This is a genomic window from Niabella sp. (genome assembly GCF_030150205.1).
Classification (GTDB): domain Bacteria; phylum Bacteroidota; class Bacteroidia; order Chitinophagales; family Chitinophagaceae; genus Niabella.
Window position 1 is genome coordinate 299417 of sequence record NZ_JASLGT010000017.1, and the last position, 24278, is coordinate 323694.

The window sequence follows — 24278 nt, forward strand, 5'->3', positions numbered from 1 at the left end:
ACAGCTATTTGACATTCCCACATCTTCAAATTTTCAAATTCCCCTACAGCGTTTGCGCAATCCGGAAAAAAAATAGCCCGCTTCTTTTTCCGGATATCGAAACGGCCTCCGCATAAACCACAGCTACATTTGCGTCCTGATTTTAAATAAAAAGGATATGATAAAGAAGTTTGTGCTGGTATTGTTTTGTATGAGTAGCGCTTTGTTTTTATGTGCACAGGAAGCTTCCATCTATGGGAAAGTGACCACCGCCGATGGGCAGCCCGTATCATTGATCAGCATCGTGCTCAAAGATACCAAATGGGGAACAGTCTCCAATGAGAACGGCTTGTTCCGGATAAAAAATATTAAGCCCGGGGAATATACATTGGAGCTTTCTTTTACGGGCGATACCCGGGAAAGCAAAGCCGTTTTTTTACACCCCGGCACCAATTTGGAACTCAATTTCAGCATTCACGAAACTTCCCGACAACTCAGCGAAGTGATCGTTGAAACCAACAAGATCATGAACCGCGCAAGTGTATACTCGAACAAGATGCCGCTTGCAAACCTGGAGAATGCGCAGGTGGTTACAGCCATCCCGGATGTGATCCTTAGAAAACAGATCGCCATGAGCCTGGAAGATGCCATGAAGAATGCAACGGGCGTATCCAAGATCTGGGACGCGACCAACCGTCCGGATGGCGGTTCTATTTTTGTGAGCCGTGGCTTTCAAACCACCACCAAGGCCCGGAACGGGTTACCCAATATTGTGAATACAAATGTTGAAATGGCAAACCTGGACCGTATTGAAGTATTGAAAGGCCCTTCGGGTACCCTGTTTGGCAGTATCGTAAATTCTTACGGAGGACTGATCAACCGGATTACCAAACGGCCTTACTTCTATAACGGGGGCTATGTGGATATCGCCTATGGCTCGTATAATTTTATGCGCGCCTCCGCCGATGCCAACGTGGTGCTGAAGAAAGACCAAATGGCTTTCCGGATGAATGTGGCGGGACAGAAACAGGATAGCTGGCAAGACGCAGGCTTTCAGCAAAGCTATATTATTGCGCCATCCTTTATTTACCGGCCCAATGACCGCTTTACGCTGAATGCAGATGCGGAGATCGTAGGCTCCAGGGGCAACAGCAACGGGGGAAATTTTATGTTCATCCTGCCACCCAGTACCATTAATGGTTTGCTGAGCTCCATGTTATACGCCCGGTTACCTAAAGAAATGGCCGACGGCATAATGGCCCGGGCCCCAAAAACATTGAAGGAAGCCTATGGAACAGATAAAATCAACGAACTGAAACTGGATTATAACCGGTCGTTCATTTCAAACGATGTATATTCCAAAACAAATACCAACTCATTTTTTGCAGATGCCAGTTACCGGTTATCGGGTCATTGGACCTCCCAAACAGCCCTTACCTATAGCCTGAGCCACAATAACGGGTATGCAGCTTTCCAGTACCTGCTTCCCAATTATCCGGCCAACCTGCTCCGCTCGCTGGCCGGCGGTACACCTGATTTTGGAGTCCCGGGTACAGACAGTATTGCCCGCATGGTTTGGAAACCCGTGGGGAGTACCAAAACCCTCGATATACAGCAAAACTTTGTTTCGGACTATACATTTGGTAACCTGCGGAACCGTGCAGTTCTGGGCGTTGACTACTTATTGTACCGCTCCGATGTTACCTATTATTACTTCAGCGGATTATTACATGGCGTAGCACCATATCCCTATCTTTTTGACGTGGTGGATGTCAATGGCAGATCCGGATCGGGTCTTGTTTATAATAAACCGAATATCGACAATGCTTACCAGACAAGAGGGAATGTGAACGCAAGCCCCTATATCCAGCATTCGGATGTATTTAGTGGTTATATCAATAATATCACCAACATTACGGATCAGCTGATCGTTTCGGCGGGTGTGCGGGTAGACCGGTTCAACAATAAGCAGGAAGGCGCCATTGCTGAAAGGGTAAAACCGGTACAAACGAAAATTTCTCCCAAATTCGGATTGGTCTTTATGCCGGTCAAAGACCAGCTGTCGCTGTTTGCAAACTACCAGAACGGGTTTACCAACCAGTTTGGGCTGAGCAGGGATAGTGTTGCTTTCGAACCGGAGGAAGCCAATCAAAAAGAAGTGGGAATCAAATATACCCTCCTTAAAAATAAGCTCGCCGGCAGCATCAGCTATTATGATATCCTTGTAAAAAATGTGGTGCGCCAGGATCCGGCAGATCCCAATTTCAGCATCCAGGACGGAGCACAGCGTAGCAAGGGTATTGAGGTAGAAGTGCTGGCGAATCCTTATAAAGGCTGGACGCTGCTCTTTGGGTATGGCTATAACGACAGTAAAATGCAAAAGGCTGATGCGGATGTAGACGGCCTGCGCCCTGTTCCGGCGGGGCCTTACAATACCTTTAATTTCTGGACCAACTACACGTTTACCAAAACGGCCCTGGAAGGGCTGGGAGTGGGTTTCAGTCTGAATCACTCCGGGGAATCCAACGCGGTGAACAGTAATATTGATGGCAAACTGGTACTGCCGGCAGCCACCATACTGGGTGCACACCTGACCTACGATCGTCAACATTACCGCCTGGGACTAAAGGTGAATAATGTGGGCAATGAAAAATACTGGAAAGGCTGGTCCAATTTTATACCGCAGATGCCGCGGCAGCTGATCGGAACCATTGCCTATAAGTTTTAACCGTTATGATACCGGTGACCGTTTTCTAAGAATGGTCATTTTTTTAATAATAACGTTGTTTGAATTTTTACGGGAAACATGCAGCAGCGTTTCCCCGCTGATTTGAGGCAGATTAAATACATCGCAGATCCTGCAGATCCGTTTCCTGCGAAAGTCAGCGCAAAAGATTGGCGAACATCGGCCAGGACCTATCAGAAAGTTGCAACAAGTTCAATATGATGGAACAAAAAAATAAACGACTGAAATGGGCCGTTCACCAGAAACGCTGGTTTGGAAAATGGCACCTGTACCTGGGGATCATTGCCGGTGCAATACTTTGCGTGGTTGGACTTACCGGCAGTATCCTCGTTTTTGCTGATGAGATCGATCAGGCATTGAATAAAGACCTGTTCCGGGCTATGGAACACCAGCGGCGGCATCCGATCGAAGCGGTCGCCACGCTGGTGCCGCAAAAGTATCCGGGCAAGAAAGTAGACTATGTATTCCTGCCAAAGGAAAACGATCCCAATATCAGTTATGTCTGCTATAACTTTACCACGGAAGAACAGTTTTTTATCAATCCCTATACGGCAACCTTAACCGGAAAACGCTTATACCATAGTTCGTTTATTGGTTTTGTAACCGAATTGCATACCAACCTCCTGATGCATGGGCCCGGACAGTACCTCGTAGGCCTGGCTACACTTTGCCTCCTGATCCTTACCATCAGCGGACTGCGTTTATGGGTGCCGCAGCAGTACCGGAAATGGAAACAATGGCGATCGGTACTTACGGTAAATTTCAGGTCCGGCTGGAAGCGGCAGAACTATGACTGGCACAATGTATTGGGCGTTTATTCGGCACCCGTGATCGTGATGCTGTCGCTGACGGGATTGGCGCTTACATTCGGACCCGTCTTTATCGCGCTATTATTTATGCTTACCGGCCGTTCGCCGCAATCGGTACAGCAGATCTTCGCACAAAAATCAGAATGGGTACCGGGCCGCAAGGCACTTACACCGGCGGAAGCTGCTGCTGTTGCCAGCGCGCAATTTCCACATGCCGTTATCCGGGGCATCGCTTATCCTGCAGACAGTACAGCGGCTTACCGGTTCGATATGCGGTCCGATGGCGTATCGAAAGAAGGGAACCGGATCATGCTGAGCATTGATCAGTATACCGGCAAACTGCTGTTAAACAGTGAAACGGATTTTCCGAATATCGGCAATAGTTACCTCACCTGGCTGGTGCCTTTACACCTGGGTACCTTTGGCGGACTGCCCACCCGGATACTTGCTTTTTTAGGAGGGCTTGTACCATTGCTATTGTTTATAACCGGCTTTATTGTCTGGTGGCCCCGGTTCAAAAAGCAGCAGGGAAAACAAGGTGCTGTTCCGCCGCGGCCATCTAAGAATGAAAAACAATTACAGGCGATCCGGGCACTGCCTGCCGGAAGCTATTTTTTAGTTCACTTTAAAAAAGGATTGAAGTATGGCGCCCTGTTGCTGGGATCGGCATTGCTGGCAGGGTTGCTTTACGGCCTTATTTCCGGCATACCGGTTCAGCCGGCTTTGTTTGCCCTGTTATATACCGGTATTTCCGTTATTGTAAATGTTGTGATCGCATTGCTGGTGTTGATGATGGGAGGCCTGTTACTCCTGCTGTTAAAAAAGCCGGTAAAAGGCTTGCTGAAATATTTTTCGTTATCGCTGGGCATACTGCTCGTTTTTCTCCCGTTTGTGCTGGCGATTGCCCTGCTCTCAAAAAACCTGTTTTAATTGCAGGCAATTAAAAACGGCAACAGTCAGTGCCTACATATAAAAGAAGATGAGGGACTGTTATTGATCCCTCCGGCTTTCTACCGTATATACAAAAGAGTCGGCCTTATAATAACCCAGGTTGTATTCAATCGGGCGTTCGCCCTGGTCGTATACAAACCGTTTACGGAAGAGCACCGGGTCGCCCTGGGGAATCTCCAGTTTTTCGGCAATAAATTTTGAAGCCGGTTTGGCGCTGATCTCTTCTTTGGATAGATTCACTACGATATGGTGGTTTTTCTCCAGCATTTCATACAGCGGTGTATTAAAATCTTCTTCACCGGTAAGACCGATCCGGGGATGAAAAAAGGAAACAAAATATACAAAGGGTGCTTCCGGACGTCCGCGCAAACGCTCCAGCTTCAGGATCTTCTTATCCGGCGCGATCTGGAAAAAATTTGCAATTATCTCTTCCGGATGTACCCAGCTTACATGCAATTCATAGTTTTTAATAGGGATACCCCGGGTTTGCATTTCCTGGGAAAAGCTCAGCCAGTTGTTGGATTTTGAGCTTACAGCGGTTCCTGCAACACGGGTGCCGATCCCTTTTTTCCGGATCAGCAACCCATCATATACCAGTTTGTTCAATGCCTGCCGTAAGGTGGTACGCGAAATCGCCAGTTGCTTAGCAAGGTCTACCTCATTGGGTAATAATTTTCCATTGGCAAACTGGGGATCCTTGATCAGGTTGCGGAGAAGCTGTTCTGCCTGCACGTGCAGCGGAATATGATTTTTATGATCCAGCGAAAGTTTCATCATTTTAATGCTTAAAGACAAAAATAGAACTATTTGAACATTTATCACCTGTTATGGCACTATACATATGGAGCATACCAGTGGCCGATGAAAGGTACAAAAAGAATGACAAATAGCTGGTTTCCTGTTGTATTATCGGCTTTTGAAGGAAAAATTTTGGTAGATATGGGCAAACATTGTTCCGGTTAAGCCGTCATTTTGGGTTGTATGTTTTTATGTATGAACAATTAATGGCCCTCAGTAAGGCACCGTTTTATGCCGGTTACAGGTATTCATGCGACCGGGTACCAGGCAGATCATTCCTAAAAGCTGGTGCGATAGCATTTATATGATTTGTTTGAAAGCGCCGGCAGATAGCTTTATGCGGCCGTTTGAACAGACGATCCCACGGGAGTTTCTTCTTCCAGGGATTTCATAAACGCATTGTATTCTTTTTCATCGCGGTTCATTTTATCATACCAGTTCTTTTTCAGAAAAAGGGTGGTGATGCCCAACACGAGAATGGTACCCATCAATGACAGTTGCTGCTGAAGCACAATGTACATCGGGACCAGGGTTAAACAGCATTGCCAAACGATTCCGATGGCTACGTTAAACATGTCGCGCCCAAAAGCGGTATTGGTTTTCAGCCCCGGATACCGTTCCCTGGCTTTTTCTGCCACCGGCTGCCAGTATCCCCACGGACGTACTTTTACATAAAAGCTGATCAGGGTTTCCATATCCGTTGGTTTGGAGGTAAGCGTACCGGCAATGCAACCGGCCAGCGACAATACCAGCAGCACGGGAAAATAATAAAGGGGAAGGGTGTCCGGAAAGAATTCAGGGATGATCATTGCAGCGGCAATACCGGTAAGCATTCCCCAGAAAAAACCATTGCCATTAAACCGCCACCAATACCATTTCAGTACATTGGCGGCAATATAGCCCCCATATAAAGCAGATACGATCCACTGCAGTACCGTATTAATGTTGTGCATATAAATACCGATGATGGTACTGAAAACCACCACCACCACGGCAATAATATAGCTGGCGCGTATCTGTACTTTTGATGTAGCGCCGGGATTGATGTATTTCAGGTACACATCATTAATGAGATAGGCGGGTGCTGCATTTACGGTAGAAGCGAATGTAGACATAAAGGCCGATAGCAGTGCCGCCAGCAGCAGTCCTGTAAGTCCAACGCCCAGGAATTGATGAATGGCCCGGGGAAGAATGGTTTCAAAATCAATCCCGGTTCCTTGTGCACGAAAGTCGCTGCTGAAAAATATCACCGCCAGTACCGTAAATCCCATAATCATAAGATAACGGGGGATGAGCAGGAATACGGATACGGAGCCGCTCATTAATGCCGCTTCCCTTGGCGTTCTGCAGGCCAGGATCTTCTGCATATCGTAGTTGGGTGCAGGACCCGCCATGCTGAAAAAAATACCTTTAAACAACATCATCATTACAAAGATGGAAAACAGCCCATACTGGTCTTCCGCTATTTTATGCGTAATGGAGGGCAGCAGCAGGCTCCAGTCGAGGTCGAGCGTCCAGCCAAAAAAAGGCGTATCCCAGCCGGCAGGTATATGGGCCTGCAACAGCTGCGGACTTACCCTTGTGATGGCTGTAACGGCAATCACAATTCCTGCGGTTGTTTTTATGACAAACTGGATCACATCGCCCCATACAATGCCCTTCATGCCTCCCAGCATTCCATAAAAAGTGGCGATGGCGGTAAAAAAAATACCATAAATATGTGGTGCATATTGCGGATCGACGGGGAAGGGGAAGTAGGGCGCTACTGCTTTCCAGGGGAGGAATACTTCAATAAATTTGCCGATTCCTACAAAGCCGTAACTCAGAAAACCCACTACGCCAATAACGGCATAAAGCACCACAATGGTATGCGAAAGGCCGGCACCCTTACCATATCCGAACCGAGTGCGGATCCATTCTGCGCCGGTACGCACCCCGGAGCGGCGCAGCCATATGGAAAGATATACCATCATAAAGATCTGGTTGAATACGGGCCAGAGCCAGGGGATCCAGAGACTTTTTAAACCATAGGTAAACGCCAGGTATACCAGCCACATAGTGCCTGAAATATCGAACATCCCGGAAGAATTGGAAAGTCCCAGCAGGTAAAAGGGCATGGTTTTTCCTCCCAGGAAATAGGTGTCCATATTCTTCGACGCCTTTTTCTTGAGCACCAGTCCGATAACAACCATGGTGACCAGGTAGATGACAATAATCAGGGCATCGATCCATTCAAGCTTCATGCAGCGTAATTTATCCTTTAATCGTTAGATGCGCAAATATCGGCTTCTTTGAATCATTTTCATAAAGCAGATTAAGGCCCCGTTGCTGCGTCCGTTGCAGGTAATGATCTTATAACACCGGTAAAAATATGCGGTTATGCATATTGTTCCAGGAATGCATTGTTCTTGTCGATCAGCTCATTGATCTGTCGCACGGATTCGGCGGAGCGAAAACCGTCCCGCGGTGTGTTCAGGCAATAGTCCAGCAGCCGGTCAATGGATGATACGGCTACATGCATCCGGGTATCGCTGGAAGCATAGTAGATATATACCGTGCCGTCCTCATCCGCGATCCAGCCGTTGGAGAATAATACATTGGACACATCACCGGTGCGTTCTTCATTTTCGGGCGCCAGCAGGTAGCCGCCGGGTTCTGCGATCAGTACCGACGGGTCTTTCAGTGATGTAAGATATACATACAATACATAACGCAGGCCGGAGGCACAGCCCCGTACGCCATGGGCCAGGTGCAGCCAGCCTTCAGACGTTTTGATGGGAGGGGGGCCTTCACCGTTTTTCAGTTCCTTTATGGTGTGATAATACCGGTTGTTGATGATGGTTTCCGACCGGATCACCGGGTTGCAGATATCATCGATCAGGGCCCAGCCGATTCCTTCTCCTTTTCCCGCCAAAATAAAATTATCCTGTGGCCTTGTATAAAGCGCATACCGCCCCTGTACAAATTCGGGATGTAGCACTACATTACGCTGCTGGCTGCAGGCTTGTATATTGGGCAGCCGTTCCCAGTGTATAAAATCGCGGGTACGCACAATACCGGAGCTGGCAAAGGCCGCTGTAAGGTCGCCGGGCGCGGCATCCGGATGATGGCGCTCGCTGCAAAAGATCCCATAAATCCACCCGTCTTCATGTGCCGTAAGCCGGATATCGTAGATATTGGTTTCCGCCGGTGAAATATCGGGCAGGGAAACCGGCCTGGGCCAAAAGCAAAACTGATCTATTCCATTGGGACTTTCGGCAATCGCAAAAAATGATTTGCGGTCCACACCCTCCACGCGTACCATCAGCAGGTACCGGCCGTTCCATTTAATAGCGCCGGCGTTTAATGTGGTATTGATGCCAATGCGCTCCATAAAAAGCGGATTGGTACGGGGATCGAGGTCGTAGCGCCAGGAAACAGGTACATGCTGCCGGGTAATTACAGGATTCCGGTATCTGCGTACGATGCCGTTATAATCGTTTAAGGGGGTATTGGTTTTTGCGATCAGGAGCTCCTGATCGCGGATGATTGTTTCCAAACCTTGCTGAAAATGTGCTGTCATAATTGCTGTCTTTCTTACACGGATCCTTTTGATCATTATCAGAGATTGTCTGGGTAAAGCGGCATGCGGGTTACCCGGTGAAATGCGGTACCGCTCGGTGCAGCGATCTCCATTTCAAACAGGACCTCATTGGTTGCGGGGTCTATTTCAACAATACGCCCCCCGGGGCCAATGGAAGTAGGTACGCCCATTCCCGGGCAGAATAATACGTGCTTTGTCTGGGACAGGAATTGTACCCCGGAAATAGCCTGTGAAAAGCCTTCTGCGCCCCGTTCCTTGCCAAAGGACCAAACCTGCTGTACGGTCTTTTTGTCTTCATCAACCCGGTATTCCACTACACGGCTGTAATTGGTGACATCCGAACCAAAGTTTGGTATCCAGTTCCGGTTATATCCGTTGTCAAATACCAGGATGTGGTTGTCTGACAGCACAACAGGTGTATGCGGGCCCCAGGGCCAGTCGAAACCTGCTGTTTGTGCATCGCCGTTTATAACCGCGGGGTCTGTTACAGGAACCCCGTTTTCATCAACCGGATTTAACAGGTAGGGCTGATAGGAGGCCCCCCAGTATTTATGCGGAGAAATGATCCACCGGAGCTTGCCGGCATGGGTAAAACGGAAAATCCCCTGGTACCTTGCGGTGGCCAGCAGATCATTTCCCATCTCATTAATCGAATTGTTATGCGCCCAGTTTGTAGGATTCTGTGAGTATTGCGGGGGCGTGATCCCATCCGGCTTCACATAGCGGGAGGTGTCCAGCAGGGTGGCCAGATCCCATTCGCTGACCAGTGCACCAGACTCCGGGTTCAGCTCGATGATGTGGTCATTGATCCGCGGCTGACCGTTCCTTAAACGTGCGGCGGGCCTGGTAACAGTGATCAGGAAATTTCCATTGGCGGCTTCTTTAACTTCGTGATGAAAGGTATAGCCGGGTTTTTGAAGATCCCATTGATGCAGCAGGTTCCCGAACATATCCAGTTCCACGATCCTTGGCTGCGACTGGTCTCCGGCGATGAAGCTGCCTTTTTTTGTGCGCTTTAAGCCGATGGATGTAGAAAGCTTTTGCAGGTCGGGCGATGATTTTAAAAGCAATAACCATCGCAATTCCCCTTCGTTGTCGATCATATAGGGAAGCGATACATCTGCTTCCGACATTCCGGGATAGTTAACCAGGTTGATCCCCGGCTCCATTTGCCCCGGCAGGCTTTTCATCAGTTTCCATTTTGGAAAATCCTGTACCGTAAGCGGCGCTGTGCGGATATGGATCGTTGTACTGCCGCGCTCCCTGCCATCCCGGTCGGTAAAAGTGAGGTCTACAACATTGTCATGGTCGGCATATAGGCCAAAAACAGGCACGCTCTGGCGTGGCTGATCTTCGTGGCACAGGTGCGTAATGGTGCCTGTTTCCCCGTTTTTACCATGTACCGTTACCTTCACCCGGCCATAAGTAGGCAGCCATACATTTACCAGGGCAGCGAGCGGGTTGTAGCCCGATGGATTAAGCTTTATATCCTCTACTATATAATCGAGGGCTGCACCTTTTGAAGGTATAACCAGTCCGGAACCGTCGCTGAAGGTGATGCCGGTGCGCCAGTGTTCCGGCTCCGGTGCAATCCTGGTAATATCCTGCATCGGGACCTGCAATGCCCCCTGTTCAAAATTAAAAATGTATTCACCGCTATTCCTGGAGATATCGAGCAATAAATCGCCTTTATCTGCCCTGGCACTTAGGGATTGTTTTGATGCTATATCCGGAAGCGCATCTTCCCGGCGTGTACAGGAAAACAGCAATACCACGAGGCCGAATAACAAACCGGGCAACACGCGATGCTTCTTTAAGTAACGGGAACGGGCTATCAGCATATGGGATATTGTTTAACTGTTGCTTTTACACTGCGGAATATTTTCCAACACCCGGCAGCAATCAAATAACCTTTTGTTGAGCGATAAAAACGGAACAAATCATCAGGCTAAACTCATTAAAAGCCTGTTGCCGGAAAGGCGCGCTGCCGGCGGATTGTACCGGGCAGCGCGCGTATCTTTGATGATACAGTATGGCTTATCTAGCGCCACAGTGCGTTTTGTTGTATTGCTGTATTGGTATTTATTTCCGCTTCGGGAATGGGCAGATAGTAATGTTTGGGCTGAAAATTATTGGCGCCCTGTTTTTGATTGTTTACAAAGATCTGCTTCATTTCAGCGGGAGTGTACCAGCGTTTCAGGTCAAAGAAGCGATGCCCTTCAAAGAAAAACTCCAGCTCATTCTGCCGTATCACTTCGTTCATGAGGTCGGTGGCACCCGCCCAGGCTTTGTTTTCGTTAAGCCCTGCGCGTTTCCGGATGCGCTTCAGATCGGTAATAGCATCCGGCAGGTTTCCGTTTTTGATACAGGCTTCTGCGTGTAGCAATAGCACCTCGGCAAAACGGATGATGCGCAGGTTATTATTATTATTGGCCGCATTATACATACTGTTGGCTCCTTCTTCGTTCTTATAAAAATTAGTGTATTTCTTTAATAAGAAACGTCCGGGCTTATTACCTATTTGCGGATAGGTTAATCCGGTGTTCACCGACATTTTTGCCTGGGCTTCATGCCAGAGCCAATCGAAATCATGATTGCCAAACCAGGTGCCATCGGTAAGCCCGGTTTCATAATCGGAATACTTCCAGAAAAAGCTGGTGTACATCCGTTTGTCGAAACGGGTATCCGATCCAGCGGGGCGTTCTTCGCTCACAAAATCGCGCACAATGGATATACCGGGTACGAGTTTAAACCATGCACCGGTACCGGCCGGTCCGCAAAAATTAGGCAGTGCAAAACCCAACTGGCAGGAGGCGCAATCGTTGCCCCATATTCCACCCGAACCTAGGAAGCCATCATAGGCCAGTTCAAATACCGATTCTTTGTTGAACTCGGAGGTTTCTTTAAAATTGTCTTCAAAGTTCTCCATTAAATCGTAGCTATAAGGCGCGGTGAGCAGGGCCTTTAACTCGGTCTCGGCCTCGGGATACTGTTTGGTATATACCAATGCCTTACCCAAATAAGCAATGGCTGCACCCTTGGTAACCCGGCCGGTTTCACCAGCAGGCCTGCTCACAGGCAGGTTGTCCTTGGCTACCTTAAAATCGGCAATTACCTGTTTCCAGATATCCGCTTCCGGTGTGGAAGGCTTGTTGCCTCCATCCGGATCATCGCCTGCAGGTAAGAGCCGCAGCGGTACATCGCCAAAATTGGCGGCGAGCAAAAAATAATACATACCCCGTAAAAAGCTTACCTCACCGATCAGCTGCTTCTTTTTACCATCATCCATTTTTACCCGGTCAATATTTTTCATAAAAACATTGGCCCTGTTGATCCCTTTGTATAGATCTCCGAAATTGCTTCCGGCGGTACCGGCAGAGTTCAGGAAATTAACATACTCCCAGGTAAAGGGCTCTTCCCCGATCAGGAACCACATATCATCAGCCCGGTTCAGGGTCTGATAGCCGGAGTAGGCTCCGTAATAACCGTCCATTTGATTGCGGATGGGTGAATAAATGGTGGGAATGGCGGCTACCGCATCAGACTCCATTTGCCAATAGGTTTCTTCTACCGGAAGATTGGGGTTGACCTTGTTTAGAAAATCTTTGCTACAGCTGCCAAGGAACAATAGGGCCGCTGCTGTTGCCGTATATATTTTTATCGAACGTTTCATTATTGACATTTTTTAAAAAAGTAAGATTTGTTATAAAAGGCTGTTCCGGACTAAAAATTAGCCTGGATGCCAAACATAATAGTACGTGCCAGCGGAAAACGGCCATAATCGGTGCCGGCTGAAAATACACCGGAATAGTCGCCGTTTTCACCATTGCTTTGTCCCAGATCAGGCGTATAACCTTTGTATTTGGTTGCGGTAAACAGGTTGTCGGCCGCCAGGAAAATACGGCCATTCTTCAGAGTGACCCTGCTTAACCACTGTTTAGGCAGCGTGTAACCAACCTCAACCGTTTTTAAGCGAAAGAATGTACCGCTTTCTATCCAGCGATCACTTACCCGGCGCTTATTGTCGTTGGGGTCCTCCCGGGTATAGCGGGGAATACCGGTATTGGTATTGGTGGGCGTCCAGGAGTTCAGCAGGGCTGCCGAATGGTTGTTTACCTCGTTTGTTTGCTCCATGCGTGCCCGGGTATAGTTGTATATTTTGTTGCCGTACATACCGTCAAAGAAAAATGCTACATCTATTCCTTTGTAATCCAGCCCGCCTCTGATACCATAGGCCAGTTTGGGAAAAGGGCTTCCTACATACTGGCGGTCATTGTTGTCAATTTTTCCATCGCCGTTGAAGTCTACAAATTTAATATCGCCGGCTTTGGCTTTGGGCTGTATCACATTGCCTTTGGCATCTTTGTAAGCCTGTGCTTCGGCATCTGACTGGAACAGGCCATCGGTTTTAATTACCCAGAAACCGCCAATAGGGTATCCTACTTTAGCCCAGCTTACAACGCCTTCTCCCCGTGGATTAAAGCCTTCAAATTGCTGTACATTGCCCACGGTTACAGCGCGTACTTCGTTTTTAGTCATAGACGCATTTACGCCAATCGTATAGTTTAAGACGCCAACAGTATTCCTGTAATTGGCTAAAAACTCAAAACCTTTATTGCTGATGGTTCCGGCATTCATAACCGGCGTGCCATTAAGTCCTGTAGAAGGAGGCTGGTTGATGTTTAACAGCACACCCCTGGTTTCGCGTACATAGTAGTCCGCGCTAATGCTGAGTTTATTCTTCAAAAAGGCCAGGTCCAATCCTATATTACTGGTAACCGTTTCTTCCCAGGTCAGGTCCGGGCGCGAAACCCAGTTGACACCCGTAATGGATCCCTGCCAAAGCTTGCCGCCCTGTATGTAGTTGATGCCATAGGAAGTAATGTTTTGCGTAGTATAATTGGGTATTTCCTGGTTGCCCAGTCTACCGTAGCTGGCGCGTATTTTAAACTCATTTACCGTATTTTTTGCAGTCTCAAAAAAGCGCTCGTTCATCACATTCCAACCCAGGGCAACGGAAGGGAACAGCCCGTAGCGATGCCCTTCTGCAAACTTCGAAGATCCGTCCCGGCGCAGCGATGCCGTCAGCAGGTAGCGGCTATCGTAGCTATATATTAACCGACCAAACTGAGACAGGAGCGATGCTTCCTGCAGGCTTCCCGATGTAGATTGATCAAGCAAAGCCCCGGCATCAATAGCATCTGTTCCTAAAGGAAGATCTTTCCGGCCGGCTGCAAAACCCCTGTTGGCATTGTTCTGGGCGGAGTAACCGGCTAAAACATTTAGGGTGTGTTTGTCGAATGTGCGATCGTAATGCAAGGTATGCTCAACCAGCCACTGGTTGTTGAAAAAAGCACCTTCACTGAGGTACGATTTGTTAAGGGCTGTGCCATATGTATAGGCCAGACCCCGGTCATAATTTCTTCCGGTTGTCCGATTGATACCCACATTGAGTTTGTATTTTAATCCTTTTACGAACAGGTCTGCTTCGGCATAGCCATTCAGCATAATATCTGTTTGATATACATGCTTGTTGTGCAGGTTGATAAAACCGACAGGATTTTCTAAATTTTTCATCCACGGCGCATACGTGGCATAGCCCCCTACCATAGCAGGATCATAAATCGGCAGCAATGCGTTCTGACGCAGCACATCGGTGATGGTTAGGTCGGAATATTTCCGGTCTCCCGATTTAATCAGGAAGGTATTGCCCATACGGAAATGATCGTTGAAAAAGCTGAAGGTATTTTTAGCACGTACCGTAAATGCCTTATAGCCGGTGGTTTTTAAAATACCTTTCTGGTCTATATAACCTGCAGAAACACTGTAGGTAGATCGCTCACCACCTCCGGATACATCTAAATTCACTTTGTTAATAGGGGCCGTTTGAAACACTTCATGCTGCCAGTCGGTATTGGCCGTAAAGCTTTCTGCCTGGGTAGGCAACAGGCCGTTTTCCTTTTCAATGGCTTTCCATTGCGGGCCGCTCATTAACTCCATTTTTTTAGGAAGGCTTTGCACTCCTGTAAAGGCATTGACGCTGATAACGGCCGGGGTATTTTTACGCCCTCCCTTGGTGGTAATGATTACTACTCCATTGGCCGCGCGTGAACCATAGATGGCTGCGGCAGATGCATCTTTCAATACTTCGAGGGAAGCAATATCGTTGGGATCTACCAGGTTGATATCGCCAAACACTCCATCAATAATATAAAGCGGGGCGTTGTTGCGCAAAGAGCCCAGACCGCGGATATTGATGCTTAAGCCTGCGCCGGGTGTGCCCCCGGAGTTGGAAACGGTTACACCCGCTATACGGCCCTGTAAAGCGCCGGCAGCGCTTTTGGCCAGGTTCGATTGTAAGTCCTTGCCGGTTACAGAGGCAACGGCACCCGTAAGATCTTTTTTCTTAATGGTACCATACCCGATCACTATCACCTCATCCATCTGGTTGCTCTCGCGCAGGGATACAGTGATGGTGCTGTTGCCGGTAACGGTGGTTTCTGAGGCTTGCATGCCGGCATAGGTAAACTCCAGGGTTTGCCCTTTTGCGGCGTCTAAAACAAAGTTTCCGTTTTGATCCGTTACGGTGGCGGTTCCCGTTCCTTTTACGGTTACGGTAGCTCCGGGCAGGGGATTGTTGTTCTTATCCCGTACCGTTCCTTTGATCTGTAGTACTTGTTGTGCCCACGTGAGGTGGCTAATGGCTCCTAAAAGCAGTATGAGTAGTATTTTTTTCATACATATGGCTTGTTTGGTAAAAAAATTTGAGGGTAAAACTAAATGAAACGGTAGCAGAAGCATTTCACAATCACATCAACTTCATTGAACAATCCGTTCTTTTTATGGAGTTGAAATATGGACCTGTATGCATCGATGACCGGTGTGGTGAAACAGGATTTTTAACCGTAGAGAAAGAAATGTAAACAGCGAGATGTATACGGATGTACAGATAGGGACTTTGGGTATGGCTGCTTGTTTTTTACCTGTTGAAGGAATATTTATTGAACGATTGGCTCATTTGGGTTGAAGAATCTGCTCAGGGGAGGGGAAGCGGTAGCGTTTGGTATTTCTATCGTTTTTAGTTTTAGCCATCAATGAGTAACGGGCTGACTGGTATGACTTGTGGGACATGGAGTAATACTTTATTGTATTGCAGGAGACAGAATCGCTGCTTGAATAGAGCCTCAGAAGTACTGAGTAATGTTTAGTATAAGTATTGCGTCGTCAGGGGAAGTAATAGCCACAAAGGCGGGAAGACACGAAGAAACACAAAGAGCGATCAAAGCTTAGTGTTGCTTTGAGCCTTTGGGACTTTGTGGCGAATAAACACGAAGCGATATAACGCGCTGTGTTCGCAGCACCTTTGCGCCGCTGCGTGAAACAAGCCATCCCGGAGAACGCTCAGACGATCACCTGTTGCTTTTTAAAATTGTTACGGAATTCGGCCGGCGTAACGCCTTTTGCTTTTTTAAATACGCGGTAGAAATAGGAGATGCTGTTAAAGCCGCACTGGTCGGCCACATCCTGGATGGAAACGGTGCCTTTAAGCTTTCGCATGGCCACATTGATCCGGAAATCGAGTAAATAATCTGTAAAACTCATGCCGGTTTGGGTTTGCAAAAAACGGGAGAACGTGGAACGGCTCATATTGAGCAGGGCCGCAGCATCGGAAAGGCGGATCATATCGGTGATGTGCTGGCTAACATAGTCCTGGAGCCGGTTGAAACGTTCGGCGCTCCGGGTGATCTCGGGCGGAGCCCCACTGGAAAGCTCGCGGCAATCCTCACTTTTCGATAACTCATGTAAAAGGATCAGCAGGCGCATCACCGAATAAAATCCGTCGTTTTCCATGGTAATGATATGCAGCAGGGGCTGGATCCTTTCGATGGTGGCAGCACCAAAATACAGGCCCTTGGCTGCCCGTTCAAAAAGACGCTGAATACTCCGGAACTGGTTTTTATTCAGATATTGTTCAATGAGTTGCGGATGAAATTGAATAGTGATCTCGTGAATATTGCTAAATGTGCAACCGCCATCCTTCCAGGCATGCTTTAACTCAGGATTGGCGATCAGTACCAGGTCCTTTGCACCGATACTTTCTACAGAATCGCCGATGATGCGCTGTGCACCCGCGGCGCCTTCTACAAAATTGAGCTCAAATTCGGGATGTACATGAACCGGGAAGGTAAAACTGGACTTACGGCGATCAAATACAACAAAACAATCTTTTTCTGACAAGGGCGATTTTTCGCGATAAATCTCTGGTACAACCATTTCAACATTTTTACATTCTGTTACCTATGCTCAAATGTAATGATTTTTAAGGGTGATGCTTTAGTTTTAGCGCTTTTGTTTGATACTCATTGATTTAGCTGTTTTGTCTAAAGTTTAAAAGGGGCATTTCCACATCTTTACACTTCCATTTCCACATTCCCACATCTCCACATTTTCACATGCTTTGTGCGACAGGAGGATCGATGGAACAGGGAGCGTTCCAAACCGCCGGTTCCTGTTTAACGTTGGCTTTTGTATAATGCACGGCGACCAACGCTGCTCAATAAAAACCTTTTACCAGACCTTATTTAAATGAACCATTGCCGGGCAGGCCGGCTTCATTTAAATGATTCGGTACTATTTTCGCAGGCATGGGCAAACTTTGTGTAACACTTTTGTTTGGGCTGATGGCGCAGGTAGCAGCGGCACAGTTTAATGACTCCGTACATCATTATCTCAATGCGGGTTTATCCGGTACCCTGAACCAGTCTTCGGGAAATAAGAATTATCTTCTGAACAATGCGCTGAAATACAGGTTTTATAAACAGAAGTCTGAGCTGAATGCCAACGCCGCCTGGATCTATGGACAGAATAATGACGGCCTCACCAATAATGACCTTACCACGGCGCTCGATTTTAATATTTACCGCGATACGGCTTCCCGCCTGAATTACTGGGGACTTGCGGCATATACCAGCAGTTATTCCTTACGGATCAACAGCCAGTTCCAGGCCGGGCTGGGAGGGGCGTATAAACTGGTGGATAATGGATTATGGTATTTGAGGATGAGTGACGGTATTTTATTTGAACAAAGTAAGATCGCACCCACCGACAGCACACTGGAACGATATCACACCTTCCGGAATTCGCTGCGTTTGCAGTTACGCTGGTATGCTTACCGGGCACTTTCTTTTGAAAGCACTTCGTTCTGGCAGCCATCGTTAAAAAACATCAATGATTATATCATTACCTGTCAGCTGGGCCTTAACCTTAAGCTGGTGAAATGGCTATCCTTATCAACCCGGCTGAACTATAACCGTATCAGCCGGACGCAGAAGGAGAACCTCCTGTTTACTTATGGAGTATTGTTTGAGCGTTATTTCTGAGTGCGGCCACAGAAGCACTGAGCCACAGGATAGAATGTGTTATGTCATTTTTTCTTTGCGGTTCCTGGCGTCTCTTGTGGTTTTATATTTAACCGCTATGTACGCAAGGCGTGCGCAGTGATCGCAACGGGATCCACTTGGATGTTTGATGCCTCTGCGGTAAAGCGCAATCGAAATACAGAAGGAAGTATTAACGTTGCACTATTGATATTTGGGATTAAAGAACGAAGCCCCGGAGGCCCCATCTTTTGTAAGGTTGCTACCCGCGACCGGCTTTTGAAAATGATAGTTTAAGGCACCGGTTGTACCGGCTGTAACGTCGATCGTTGTTCCGGTGATCCGGGCTGCCTTTCCGGAGCAAAGGAATACAGCGGTATCTGCGATATCTTGCATGAGCGGTAACTCCTTCAGCATGGTATCATTGCGCATATTGCCCAACACAGTATCTGATAAAGCTGGATACATGGCTGCAAAATCGCGGAATACTTTCGAGTCGGGGGAGCCAGCAGAGCGGATGTTGACCACCCGGACACCATAGGGGCCCAGCTCTGATGCCAGGTTCCTTGAAAAGCCCTCAATGGCACAACAGGTGGGGCCAAACCCTCCGGTTAACGGGTATCCAATGCCTCCGGGTGTTGCCGTAAGGGAAAGAATGATGCCTGTACGTTGTTGTTGCATGATCCTTCCTGCAGCTGTTGCGGTGATGAAATGGGAGCGCATGGCCCGGCTAACCGGTTTTAGAAAATCCTCCAGGTTCATTTCGGTCAGCGGAATATCCTGGGTATCCTCAAGTCCGATCAGGTTCATGGAAATGTCCACGGTGCCGGCTGCTGCCACCCGGAGCAGGTGTTCGTTTACTACCGGTTGATCCAGCGCATCTACAACCGCCATGGTAGCCTTTCCTCCGGAATCGTTAATTGCGGCAGAAAGTTCCTGCAAGGGTTCCTTACGGTGACCGGTAACAAATACATGTGCCCCTTCTTTTGCAAGGGCGCGCGCAATGGTTGTGCCGAGCGAACCGCCGGCGCCGTAAATAACTGCATTTTTATTTTTTAATAACATCGGTTCTTTTTTTGATGAAAACACAAAATTAAAATCGCCAGTTGTTTTGTATGATTGAGAGATCTGACAATATAAGGGGGCGTTTGCGACATGCGACGATTGAAGATGATATGATTTCCATTCGTGCAATGCCATCAGTGAAAAATGCCGCTTATCGCATCGCCTTTCGCCGACTGATTGGGGGCTGTTTTTGATGCGCTATAGAGAGGAAACCGTTTTACGATGCCAAATCTTTAGTATATTTAGGAATTGGATAACAAACGGAATGGAACCAATAATTATATCAAACAGATGAAAATACAGCCACAATGTTTACAGCATTTTTAAATAAGGATAAATTTGAAGAGGAGCCTCAAACTTATTATTCCGGAGTTGCCGATGGTGCTCTGAAATCAATATTGACGAATAAAATAAACGAAGCCGCCACGATTTTCGAGAAAATTTCAAGGGATGAAAATCCATCTGAAGACAAATATCAGGATGCGATCAAACAGGGGCTTGATCTATTCAGCGATATTTCTTTTGATCTGGATACGGAAGAGCGGGAACGGATTTGTTGCTATTTTGAAGAGTTAATGGTTATAGCAGGAGTTGAAAGCTCCAATGGAAAGCTAAATATGTTTTTGTATGGTTTCGAACCAGGCAAACTCATCGGGTAAAAATGATGGAGATTGCCGTATGAAACCAATATCTGCAACTACGGAATTATAATATGCGCAGTTGATCAACAGTGGTGAAAAGTAAACCAGCTATATCTTTATTCGTATTGATGAGTATTGCATGCAATACCTTCAATGACAAAACTGTACCTGTTAGATCCGATACCGTTTATCAGCAAACACGGGAAGAAAAGGATGCTCAGCTTCCGTATTATGATTCAATGATAATGAGCAAAGCAGGGAGCATTGGTTACCAGGATACATTCTCATTGGACCATACAACATTTAGAGTGTTGCACCATGATACCTTATATGACGGTATCGTTCAAAAACTGGATCGTAGTGGCTGGAAGGATATTTTAAGATTTGAACAGCTGGGGAATCATAACAACTATTTTACGAATAAGGACTTAAACGCCGATGGCTTTAATGACCTTTGTCTGGAATGGAAATGGGATATGGATGTTTTCTTCTATGATCCTACACAAAGATCTTTTCGAAGTAAACCATTGCGCCTGTCTTACGACTGGCATTTACTGGATAAAGAAAAACGGCTTTATTGCAATTACCAGCAAACAAAAACTGCATCGGCTGTGTCTGAATTTTATACCATTCAAAACTTTGATAAAACGGTGTTGGCCCATATCGAATTCCGGTCAATGGTATCCGATGACCAGGTTTTAGATAAGGCTATCCTTTTCAGGGGCCAAACAATGATGGGGAAAATAGCAATGAATAAAGATGCGGAATTTGACTACGTAAAATGGTGGAGGGATCATTATAAAAAATTGCTTTAAAACATCCGTGTAATACCTTCCATTCCCGAAAGGGCTAAACGCTTTCTTCGCTTGTTTTTCAGTTGTAGTATGCATACTGAACGGCTGGATCGGTACATTTGGAAGGAATGGCTTACTTTTAATGAACAAGTATGCATAAATAAAACGATTATGGCCAGATCCCTTCTACTGATCACTATGTGCATGTTATCCGCCGCCTTCGCTTTTGCTCAAAAGCCGCTGAAAGTAATGGTCATCTTTGCCCATCCGGATGAGGGAGAGATCTATACCGGCGGTATTACTGCGCTGTATACAAAAATGGGGCACCAGGTGAAATTTATGTCTTTAACCAATGGGGATGCAGGACATTATTCGATGAAGCCTGCTGATTTGGCTAAGATGCGCTACCAGGAAGCTATGGAAGCGAAACAAATTCTTTCCCTCGGAGACTATGAAGTACTCGATTATCACGATAAATATTTGAAGAATACAAAAGAAGTACAGGATAAAGTGATCAAAAGCATCCAGGATTGGGATGCGGATGTCGTGTTTACGTATTACCCGGCAGAGGGCGGTCACACTGATAATATGACGGCCGGATATATCGTCCGGGATGCCGCACCCCGTTTGCAAATGAAAAAGAAGCCCGTCTTTGTATATATCCGCGATTTTCACACCATCCGGTTCTCATATATTCCCGATTTTGCTGTAGCTATAGATGCCGTATGGCCCACCAAGCTGGCCGCATGCGCCGTTCAGCGCTCGCAGGTAAATGATGCCATCCCCTATAAAATGGGTATACTGGACGAAGTAAGGGCAAACCCCGAAAAGCAGAAGAAGCTGGTATATGAAAATACCTATCCCTACAGCAGCATTACCCCGGTGAACCTGCCGGCATTGACAAAATGGTACGGTGCTGCTGCTTCCAACATTCAATATATTGAATCGTTTGAAATAGCGGAATTTGGCCGCCAGCTTAATGAAGACGAAATGCGCGAGCTATTCCCGATGCTTCCCCGGAAATGATCGTGAAAAAGTTTTTCTGCAGATAAGGTAAACCTCGCTGATTGCTTTGCCGATCGCCTGCGGGTTTTAATATTCCCGGAGCGGACGCCGATAGCTAATGTGCGTGCCCTTCTGTATTGGTCATTTTCGCCAGTAAGAAGAAGGCGCCTTTTACCGCTACTTTTGCATCCGGGGGTATGGTGGCCAATGGGGTGATTTGCGTATAGCCTACATCCGATACGCCGCGTGCCACCGGGATCATGGTGAAATGCGTTTCCTCCGCATGTCCTTTTTCGTGCTGTGCATGTTCGTCGGCCCCGTGCGAGGGTTTATCAGTGGCTACGATAAAAATATAATCCTTTCCCTGGAAATTGACCAATGATGCATCCGGAACAGCGGGGGCCGTTCGGGTATTTAAACTGATATTGGCCGTTACACCCATGCCATCGATCAGACCGGTTTTTTCGCCGGTAACCGACGCATGTACCGGCACGGATTTGGTATCTCCTTCAAAAGCCGTTCCGATCGAAAATACTTTTGCATCATACTCTTTGCCGGGGTTGTTGGTCAGTGTAAAATGAATCACCTGGCCCATGCTGATCAGCGGCAGGTCTTTTTCATACACATTCAGATCCAGGTGGATCAGGGAATTGTTCACTACTTCGGCAATAGGTGCACTGATGGTTACGTTGCTGCCGATCTGGGCCATTACCTTGCTTACGGTACCACTAATAGGTGAACGTACCGGCAATGTGGCTGAAAAGGAATGGCCGGCCCCCATGGCATTCAGCTGTTGCTCAATACCCGCCCGCTGACTGCGGAGGGTTTTTAATTCCGTTTGGGCGCGCTGATAGTTTTTCAGCGGAGCTGCATTGCCTTTGTACAGGTCCTGCTGACGCGTTACTTCCAGCTCGGCCAGCTGGATCTGGGCATTGAGCTGCTGCAATTGTTGCTGCAGGGGAATCAGGTCGGGATTCACAATGACGGCCAGTACCTGCCCCTTGTTTACAAATTCGCCGGGCCGTACATTGAGGGTACGCACCACACCCCCGGATAAGGGGGTTACAAAGGCTTTGTTTTCATTTGGCACGGTCAACATGCCCATGGCCTTTACGGTATTGGAAAGCTCTTTGTTTTCGATAGGGCCCAGCTGTAGGCCGATGGATTGTATCTGGTCGGCCGTCATGGATACGCCATCTTCTGCGTGCGCTTCCGTTTCGGTGGCTTCTTTTTCTTCAGCGGCCGGCCCTGGTTTGCTGTTACAGGAGAAAAAGATGCAGGTAGCAAATAATAAGGGGAATATATGAATTGGTTTCAACATGTGCTTGAATTATTGATGAATAAAATATAAATACTGAATTATGGCCTGGTTGTACCGGTTCAATGCATCGAGGTGATTTTTTTGGATATCGGTTGCCTGGTTCAGGTATTGCGTTAGTTCCATAAAGGTGATCTCGCCGCCTTTATAGCCAATGGTAGCGGCTTTGATGATTTCATCGGAACGGTTCAGACCACTGTCTTCATAATATTGCAACAAGGCATCAGCCTGTGCCGTTTCGGTAAGGGCCTGCTGTTTTTGATGTTCCATTTTTTGCGTCTGCCATTCCAGGCTTTTTTGCTGCGCTTCCATTTCTGCCTCCGCAGCCAGGATCTTTTGCTTATTGGCACCTGCGCTAAAGAGTGGGATACCTACTGAAACGGAAAATCCTGAATAGGGATTTTTCATCCCATACAGGGCCTGGGAAAAAAAGCGCCCGGAAAATTCAGGTTTTACGGCATTCTTTTGTACGCGGATATTTGAGGAAGCGATGGCCACATTTTGCTGCTGAAGCGTGAGCAATGGATGGGGCTGGCCGCTTTCCCCACCTGGAAGTAATAACTTTCGCAATGGGGCATCCAGGGGCAACAGGGACTGTTCGGTATTTAACAGCAGCATCAGTTGTTGTTGCTGTACGCCCATTTCGTTTTGCACCTCCTTTGCCTGTGCCTGTAATTCTTTAAGCCGCATTTCTGCCGCGATTTTTTCAATACCCGCGGCTTCTCCTTTTTGATACCGCAGCGTGGCGGCTTGTAGCAACGCCCGGTAGGTACTATCCAGCTGGCTGTATAAACGGTAGCGATCCTGCAGGTACCAAAGCTGATAATATGCTTTCCGTATATCTTTTTTTAGCTGTACTTCTATTGCGGAAGTATTCATTTCGTAATACCGGGCCTGTTCTTTAAAATACTGTTGCCGGGCTTTATAAACGCCGGGCCATTCGATGCTCTGGCTTACGCCGATTTTTAAAACGCCCTTTGCATTGCCGGGTTGCAGGTCTTCATTCTCTGCAAAGATGCCGGTATTGGCCAGGCCCTTTGCTGTTTTTGTAAGCGCATCCGCTTTTTTTAGTTCCGCCTTATTTATCGAGTATTCAAGGTTGGCACCCGCAGTGCTCAGGGCTTCGACGATGCTGATGCGCTGTGCGGCAACGGTACCGGCGCAAAGCAGACTGAAACAAAGAAAATTGAGATATAGAATCCGGTTCATTGT

The 24278-nt window shown here is 47.4% G+C and carries 16 protein-coding genes and 1 pseudogene; 7 read left to right on the forward strand and 10 right to left on the reverse strand.

Annotated elements, in window-relative coordinates; translation table 11 throughout:
* Nucleotides 1–157: 157 nt before the first annotated feature.
* Together Q1V85_RS15120 and Q1V85_RS15125 are read left to right on the forward strand one after the other, a co-directional pair.
* Nucleotides 158–2707, forward strand: a complete 2550-nt coding sequence (locus tag Q1V85_RS15120) for a TonB-dependent receptor (protein ID WP_300601289.1) — start codon at nucleotides 158–160, stop codon at nucleotides 2705–2707.
* A 215-nt stretch (nucleotides 2708–2922) separates the two neighbouring features.
* Nucleotides 2923–4464: a PepSY-associated TM helix domain-containing protein gene (locus Q1V85_RS15125; protein ID WP_300601290.1), complete on the forward strand. Its 1542-nt coding sequence runs from the start codon at nucleotides 2923–2925 to the stop codon at nucleotides 4462–4464.
* A 60-nt stretch (nucleotides 4465–4524) separates the two neighbouring features.
* Here the strand turns inward: Q1V85_RS15125 and Q1V85_RS15130 are convergent, their stop codons facing one another.
* The 6 genes from Q1V85_RS15130 to Q1V85_RS15155 form a co-directional block, all read right to left on the reverse strand.
* The gene (locus Q1V85_RS15130; RefSeq protein WP_300601291.1) at nucleotides 4525–5262 is read right to left on the reverse strand and encodes a GntR family transcriptional regulator; all 738 of its coding nucleotides are present in this window, start codon (nucleotides 5260–5262) and stop codon (nucleotides 4525–4527) included.
* Between the two features lie 356 nt (nucleotides 5263–5618).
* The gene (locus tag Q1V85_RS15135; RefSeq protein WP_300601293.1) at nucleotides 5619–7526 is read right to left on the reverse strand and encodes a sodium:solute symporter family protein; all 1908 of its coding nucleotides are present in this window, start codon (nucleotides 7524–7526) and stop codon (nucleotides 5619–5621) included.
* A gap of 134 nt (nucleotides 7527–7660) precedes the next feature.
* A complete protein-coding gene (locus tag Q1V85_RS15140) occupies nucleotides 7661–8845 on the reverse strand; it encodes a glycosidase (protein WP_300601294.1) in 1185 nt (394 codons plus the stop codon).
* A 38-nt stretch (nucleotides 8846–8883) separates the two neighbouring features.
* On the reverse strand, nucleotides 8884–10707 hold the full coding sequence (locus Q1V85_RS15145) for an aryl-sulfate sulfotransferase (protein ID WP_300601296.1): 1824 nt from the start codon (nucleotides 10705–10707) through the stop codon (nucleotides 8884–8886).
* A 200-nt stretch (nucleotides 10708–10907) separates the two neighbouring features.
* Nucleotides 10908–12539, reverse strand: a complete 1632-nt coding sequence (locus Q1V85_RS15150; RefSeq protein WP_300601297.1) for a RagB/SusD family nutrient uptake outer membrane protein — start codon at nucleotides 12537–12539, stop codon at nucleotides 10908–10910.
* A gap of 50 nt (nucleotides 12540–12589) precedes the next feature.
* Nucleotides 12590–15604: a TonB-dependent receptor gene (locus Q1V85_RS15155; protein WP_300601298.1), complete on the reverse strand. Its 3015-nt coding sequence runs from the start codon at nucleotides 15602–15604 to the stop codon at nucleotides 12590–12592.
* 26 nt (nucleotides 15605–15630) lie between these two features.
* Between Q1V85_RS15155 and Q1V85_RS15160 the strand changes: the two genes are divergently transcribed.
* Nucleotides 15631–15789: a hypothetical protein gene (locus Q1V85_RS15160; RefSeq protein ID WP_300601299.1), complete on the forward strand. Its 159-nt coding sequence runs from the start codon at nucleotides 15631–15633 to the stop codon at nucleotides 15787–15789.
* A gap of 478 nt (nucleotides 15790–16267) precedes the next feature.
* Here the strand turns inward: Q1V85_RS15160 and Q1V85_RS15165 are convergent, their stop codons facing one another.
* A complete protein-coding gene (locus Q1V85_RS15165) occupies nucleotides 16268–17140 on the reverse strand; it encodes an AraC family transcriptional regulator (RefSeq protein ID WP_300601300.1) in 873 nt (290 codons plus the stop codon).
* Nucleotides 17141–17511: 371 nt separating this feature from the next.
* Between Q1V85_RS15165 and Q1V85_RS15170 the strand changes: the two genes are divergently transcribed.
* Nucleotides 17512–18246 (forward strand): DUF481 domain-containing protein, encoded by a 735-nt coding sequence (locus Q1V85_RS15170; protein WP_300601301.1) that lies wholly within the window; start codon nucleotides 17512–17514, stop codon nucleotides 18244–18246.
* Nucleotides 18247–18447: 201 nt separating this feature from the next.
* On the opposite strand, the gene Q1V85_RS15175 is transcribed toward Q1V85_RS15170, so the two are convergent.
* The gene (locus Q1V85_RS15175; protein WP_300601302.1) at nucleotides 18448–19308 is read right to left on the reverse strand and encodes an SDR family oxidoreductase; all 861 of its coding nucleotides are present in this window, start codon (nucleotides 19306–19308) and stop codon (nucleotides 18448–18450) included.
* Nucleotides 19309–19613: 305 nt separating this feature from the next.
* On the opposite strand from Q1V85_RS15175, the pseudogene Q1V85_RS15180 reads away from it, so the two are divergent.
* The 3 genes and pseudogenes from Q1V85_RS15180 to Q1V85_RS15190 form a co-directional block, all read left to right on the forward strand.
* Nucleotides 19614–19967, forward strand: a pseudogene (locus tag Q1V85_RS15180) (DUF4844 domain-containing protein); the annotation flags it as partial.
* 227 nt (nucleotides 19968–20194) lie between these two features.
* Nucleotides 20195–20764, forward strand: coding sequence for a hypothetical protein (locus tag Q1V85_RS15185; protein ID WP_300601303.1), 570 nt, complete (start codon nucleotides 20195–20197; stop codon nucleotides 20762–20764).
* A 150-nt stretch (nucleotides 20765–20914) separates the two neighbouring features.
* Nucleotides 20915–21769, forward strand: coding sequence for a PIG-L family deacetylase (locus Q1V85_RS15190; RefSeq protein WP_300601304.1), 855 nt, complete (start codon nucleotides 20915–20917; stop codon nucleotides 21767–21769).
* 94 nt (nucleotides 21770–21863) lie between these two features.
* Here the strand turns inward: Q1V85_RS15190 and Q1V85_RS15195 are convergent, their stop codons facing one another.
* A complete protein-coding gene (locus Q1V85_RS15195; protein WP_300601305.1) occupies nucleotides 21864–23069 on the reverse strand; it encodes an efflux RND transporter periplasmic adaptor subunit in 1206 nt (401 codons plus the stop codon).
* Between the two features lie 9 nt (nucleotides 23070–23078).
* Nucleotides 23079–24275 (reverse strand): TolC family protein, encoded by a 1197-nt coding sequence (locus tag Q1V85_RS15200; protein WP_300601307.1) that lies wholly within the window; start codon nucleotides 24273–24275, stop codon nucleotides 23079–23081.
* Nucleotides 24276–24278 lie beyond the last annotated feature (3 nt).

Excerpts from the sequence above, each read along its gene's own strand:
- Q1V85_RS15120 (WP_300601289.1), top strand. The coding sequence starts at position 158 with ATGATAAAGAAGTTTGTGCTGGTATTGTTTTGTATGAGTAGCGCTTTG.
- Q1V85_RS15125 (WP_300601290.1), top strand. The coding sequence starts at position 2,923 with ATGATGGAACAAAAAAATAAACGACTGAAATGGGCCGTTCACCAGAAA.
- Q1V85_RS15130 (WP_300601291.1), bottom strand. The coding sequence starts at position 5,262 with ATGATGAAACTTTCGCTGGATCATAAAAATCATATTCCGCTGCACGTG.
- Q1V85_RS15135 (WP_300601293.1), bottom strand. The coding sequence starts at position 7,526 with ATGAAGCTTGAATGGATCGATGCCCTGATTATTGTCATCTACCTGGTC.
- Q1V85_RS15140 (WP_300601294.1), bottom strand. The coding sequence starts at position 8,845 with ATGACAGCACATTTTCAGCAAGGTTTGGAAACAATCATCCGCGATCAG.
- Q1V85_RS15145 (WP_300601296.1), bottom strand. The coding sequence starts at position 10,707 with ATGCTGATAGCCCGTTCCCGTTACTTAAAGAAGCATCGCGTGTTGCCC.
- Q1V85_RS15150 (WP_300601297.1), bottom strand. The coding sequence starts at position 12,539 with ATGAAACGTTCGATAAAAATATATACGGCAACAGCAGCGGCCCTATTG.
- Q1V85_RS15155 (WP_300601298.1), bottom strand. The coding sequence starts at position 15,604 with ATGAAAAAAATACTACTCATACTGCTTTTAGGAGCCATTAGCCACCTC.
- Q1V85_RS15165 (WP_300601300.1), bottom strand. The coding sequence starts at position 17,140 with ATGGTTGTACCAGAGATTTATCGCGAAAAATCGCCCTTGTCAGAAAAA.
- Q1V85_RS15170 (WP_300601301.1), top strand. The coding sequence starts at position 17,512 with ATGGGCAAACTTTGTGTAACACTTTTGTTTGGGCTGATGGCGCAGGTA.
- Q1V85_RS15175 (WP_300601302.1), bottom strand. The coding sequence starts at position 19,308 with ATGTTATTAAAAAATAAAAATGCAGTTATTTACGGCGCCGGCGGTTCG.
- Q1V85_RS15185 (WP_300601303.1), top strand. The coding sequence starts at position 20,195 with ATGAGCAAAGCAGGGAGCATTGGTTACCAGGATACATTCTCATTGGAC.
- Q1V85_RS15190 (WP_300601304.1), top strand. The coding sequence starts at position 20,915 with ATGGCCAGATCCCTTCTACTGATCACTATGTGCATGTTATCCGCCGCC.
- Q1V85_RS15195 (WP_300601305.1), bottom strand. The coding sequence starts at position 23,069 with ATGTTGAAACCAATTCATATATTCCCCTTATTATTTGCTACCTGCATC.
- Q1V85_RS15200 (WP_300601307.1), bottom strand. The coding sequence starts at position 24,275 with ATGAACCGGATTCTATATCTCAATTTTCTTTGTTTCAGTCTGCTTTGC.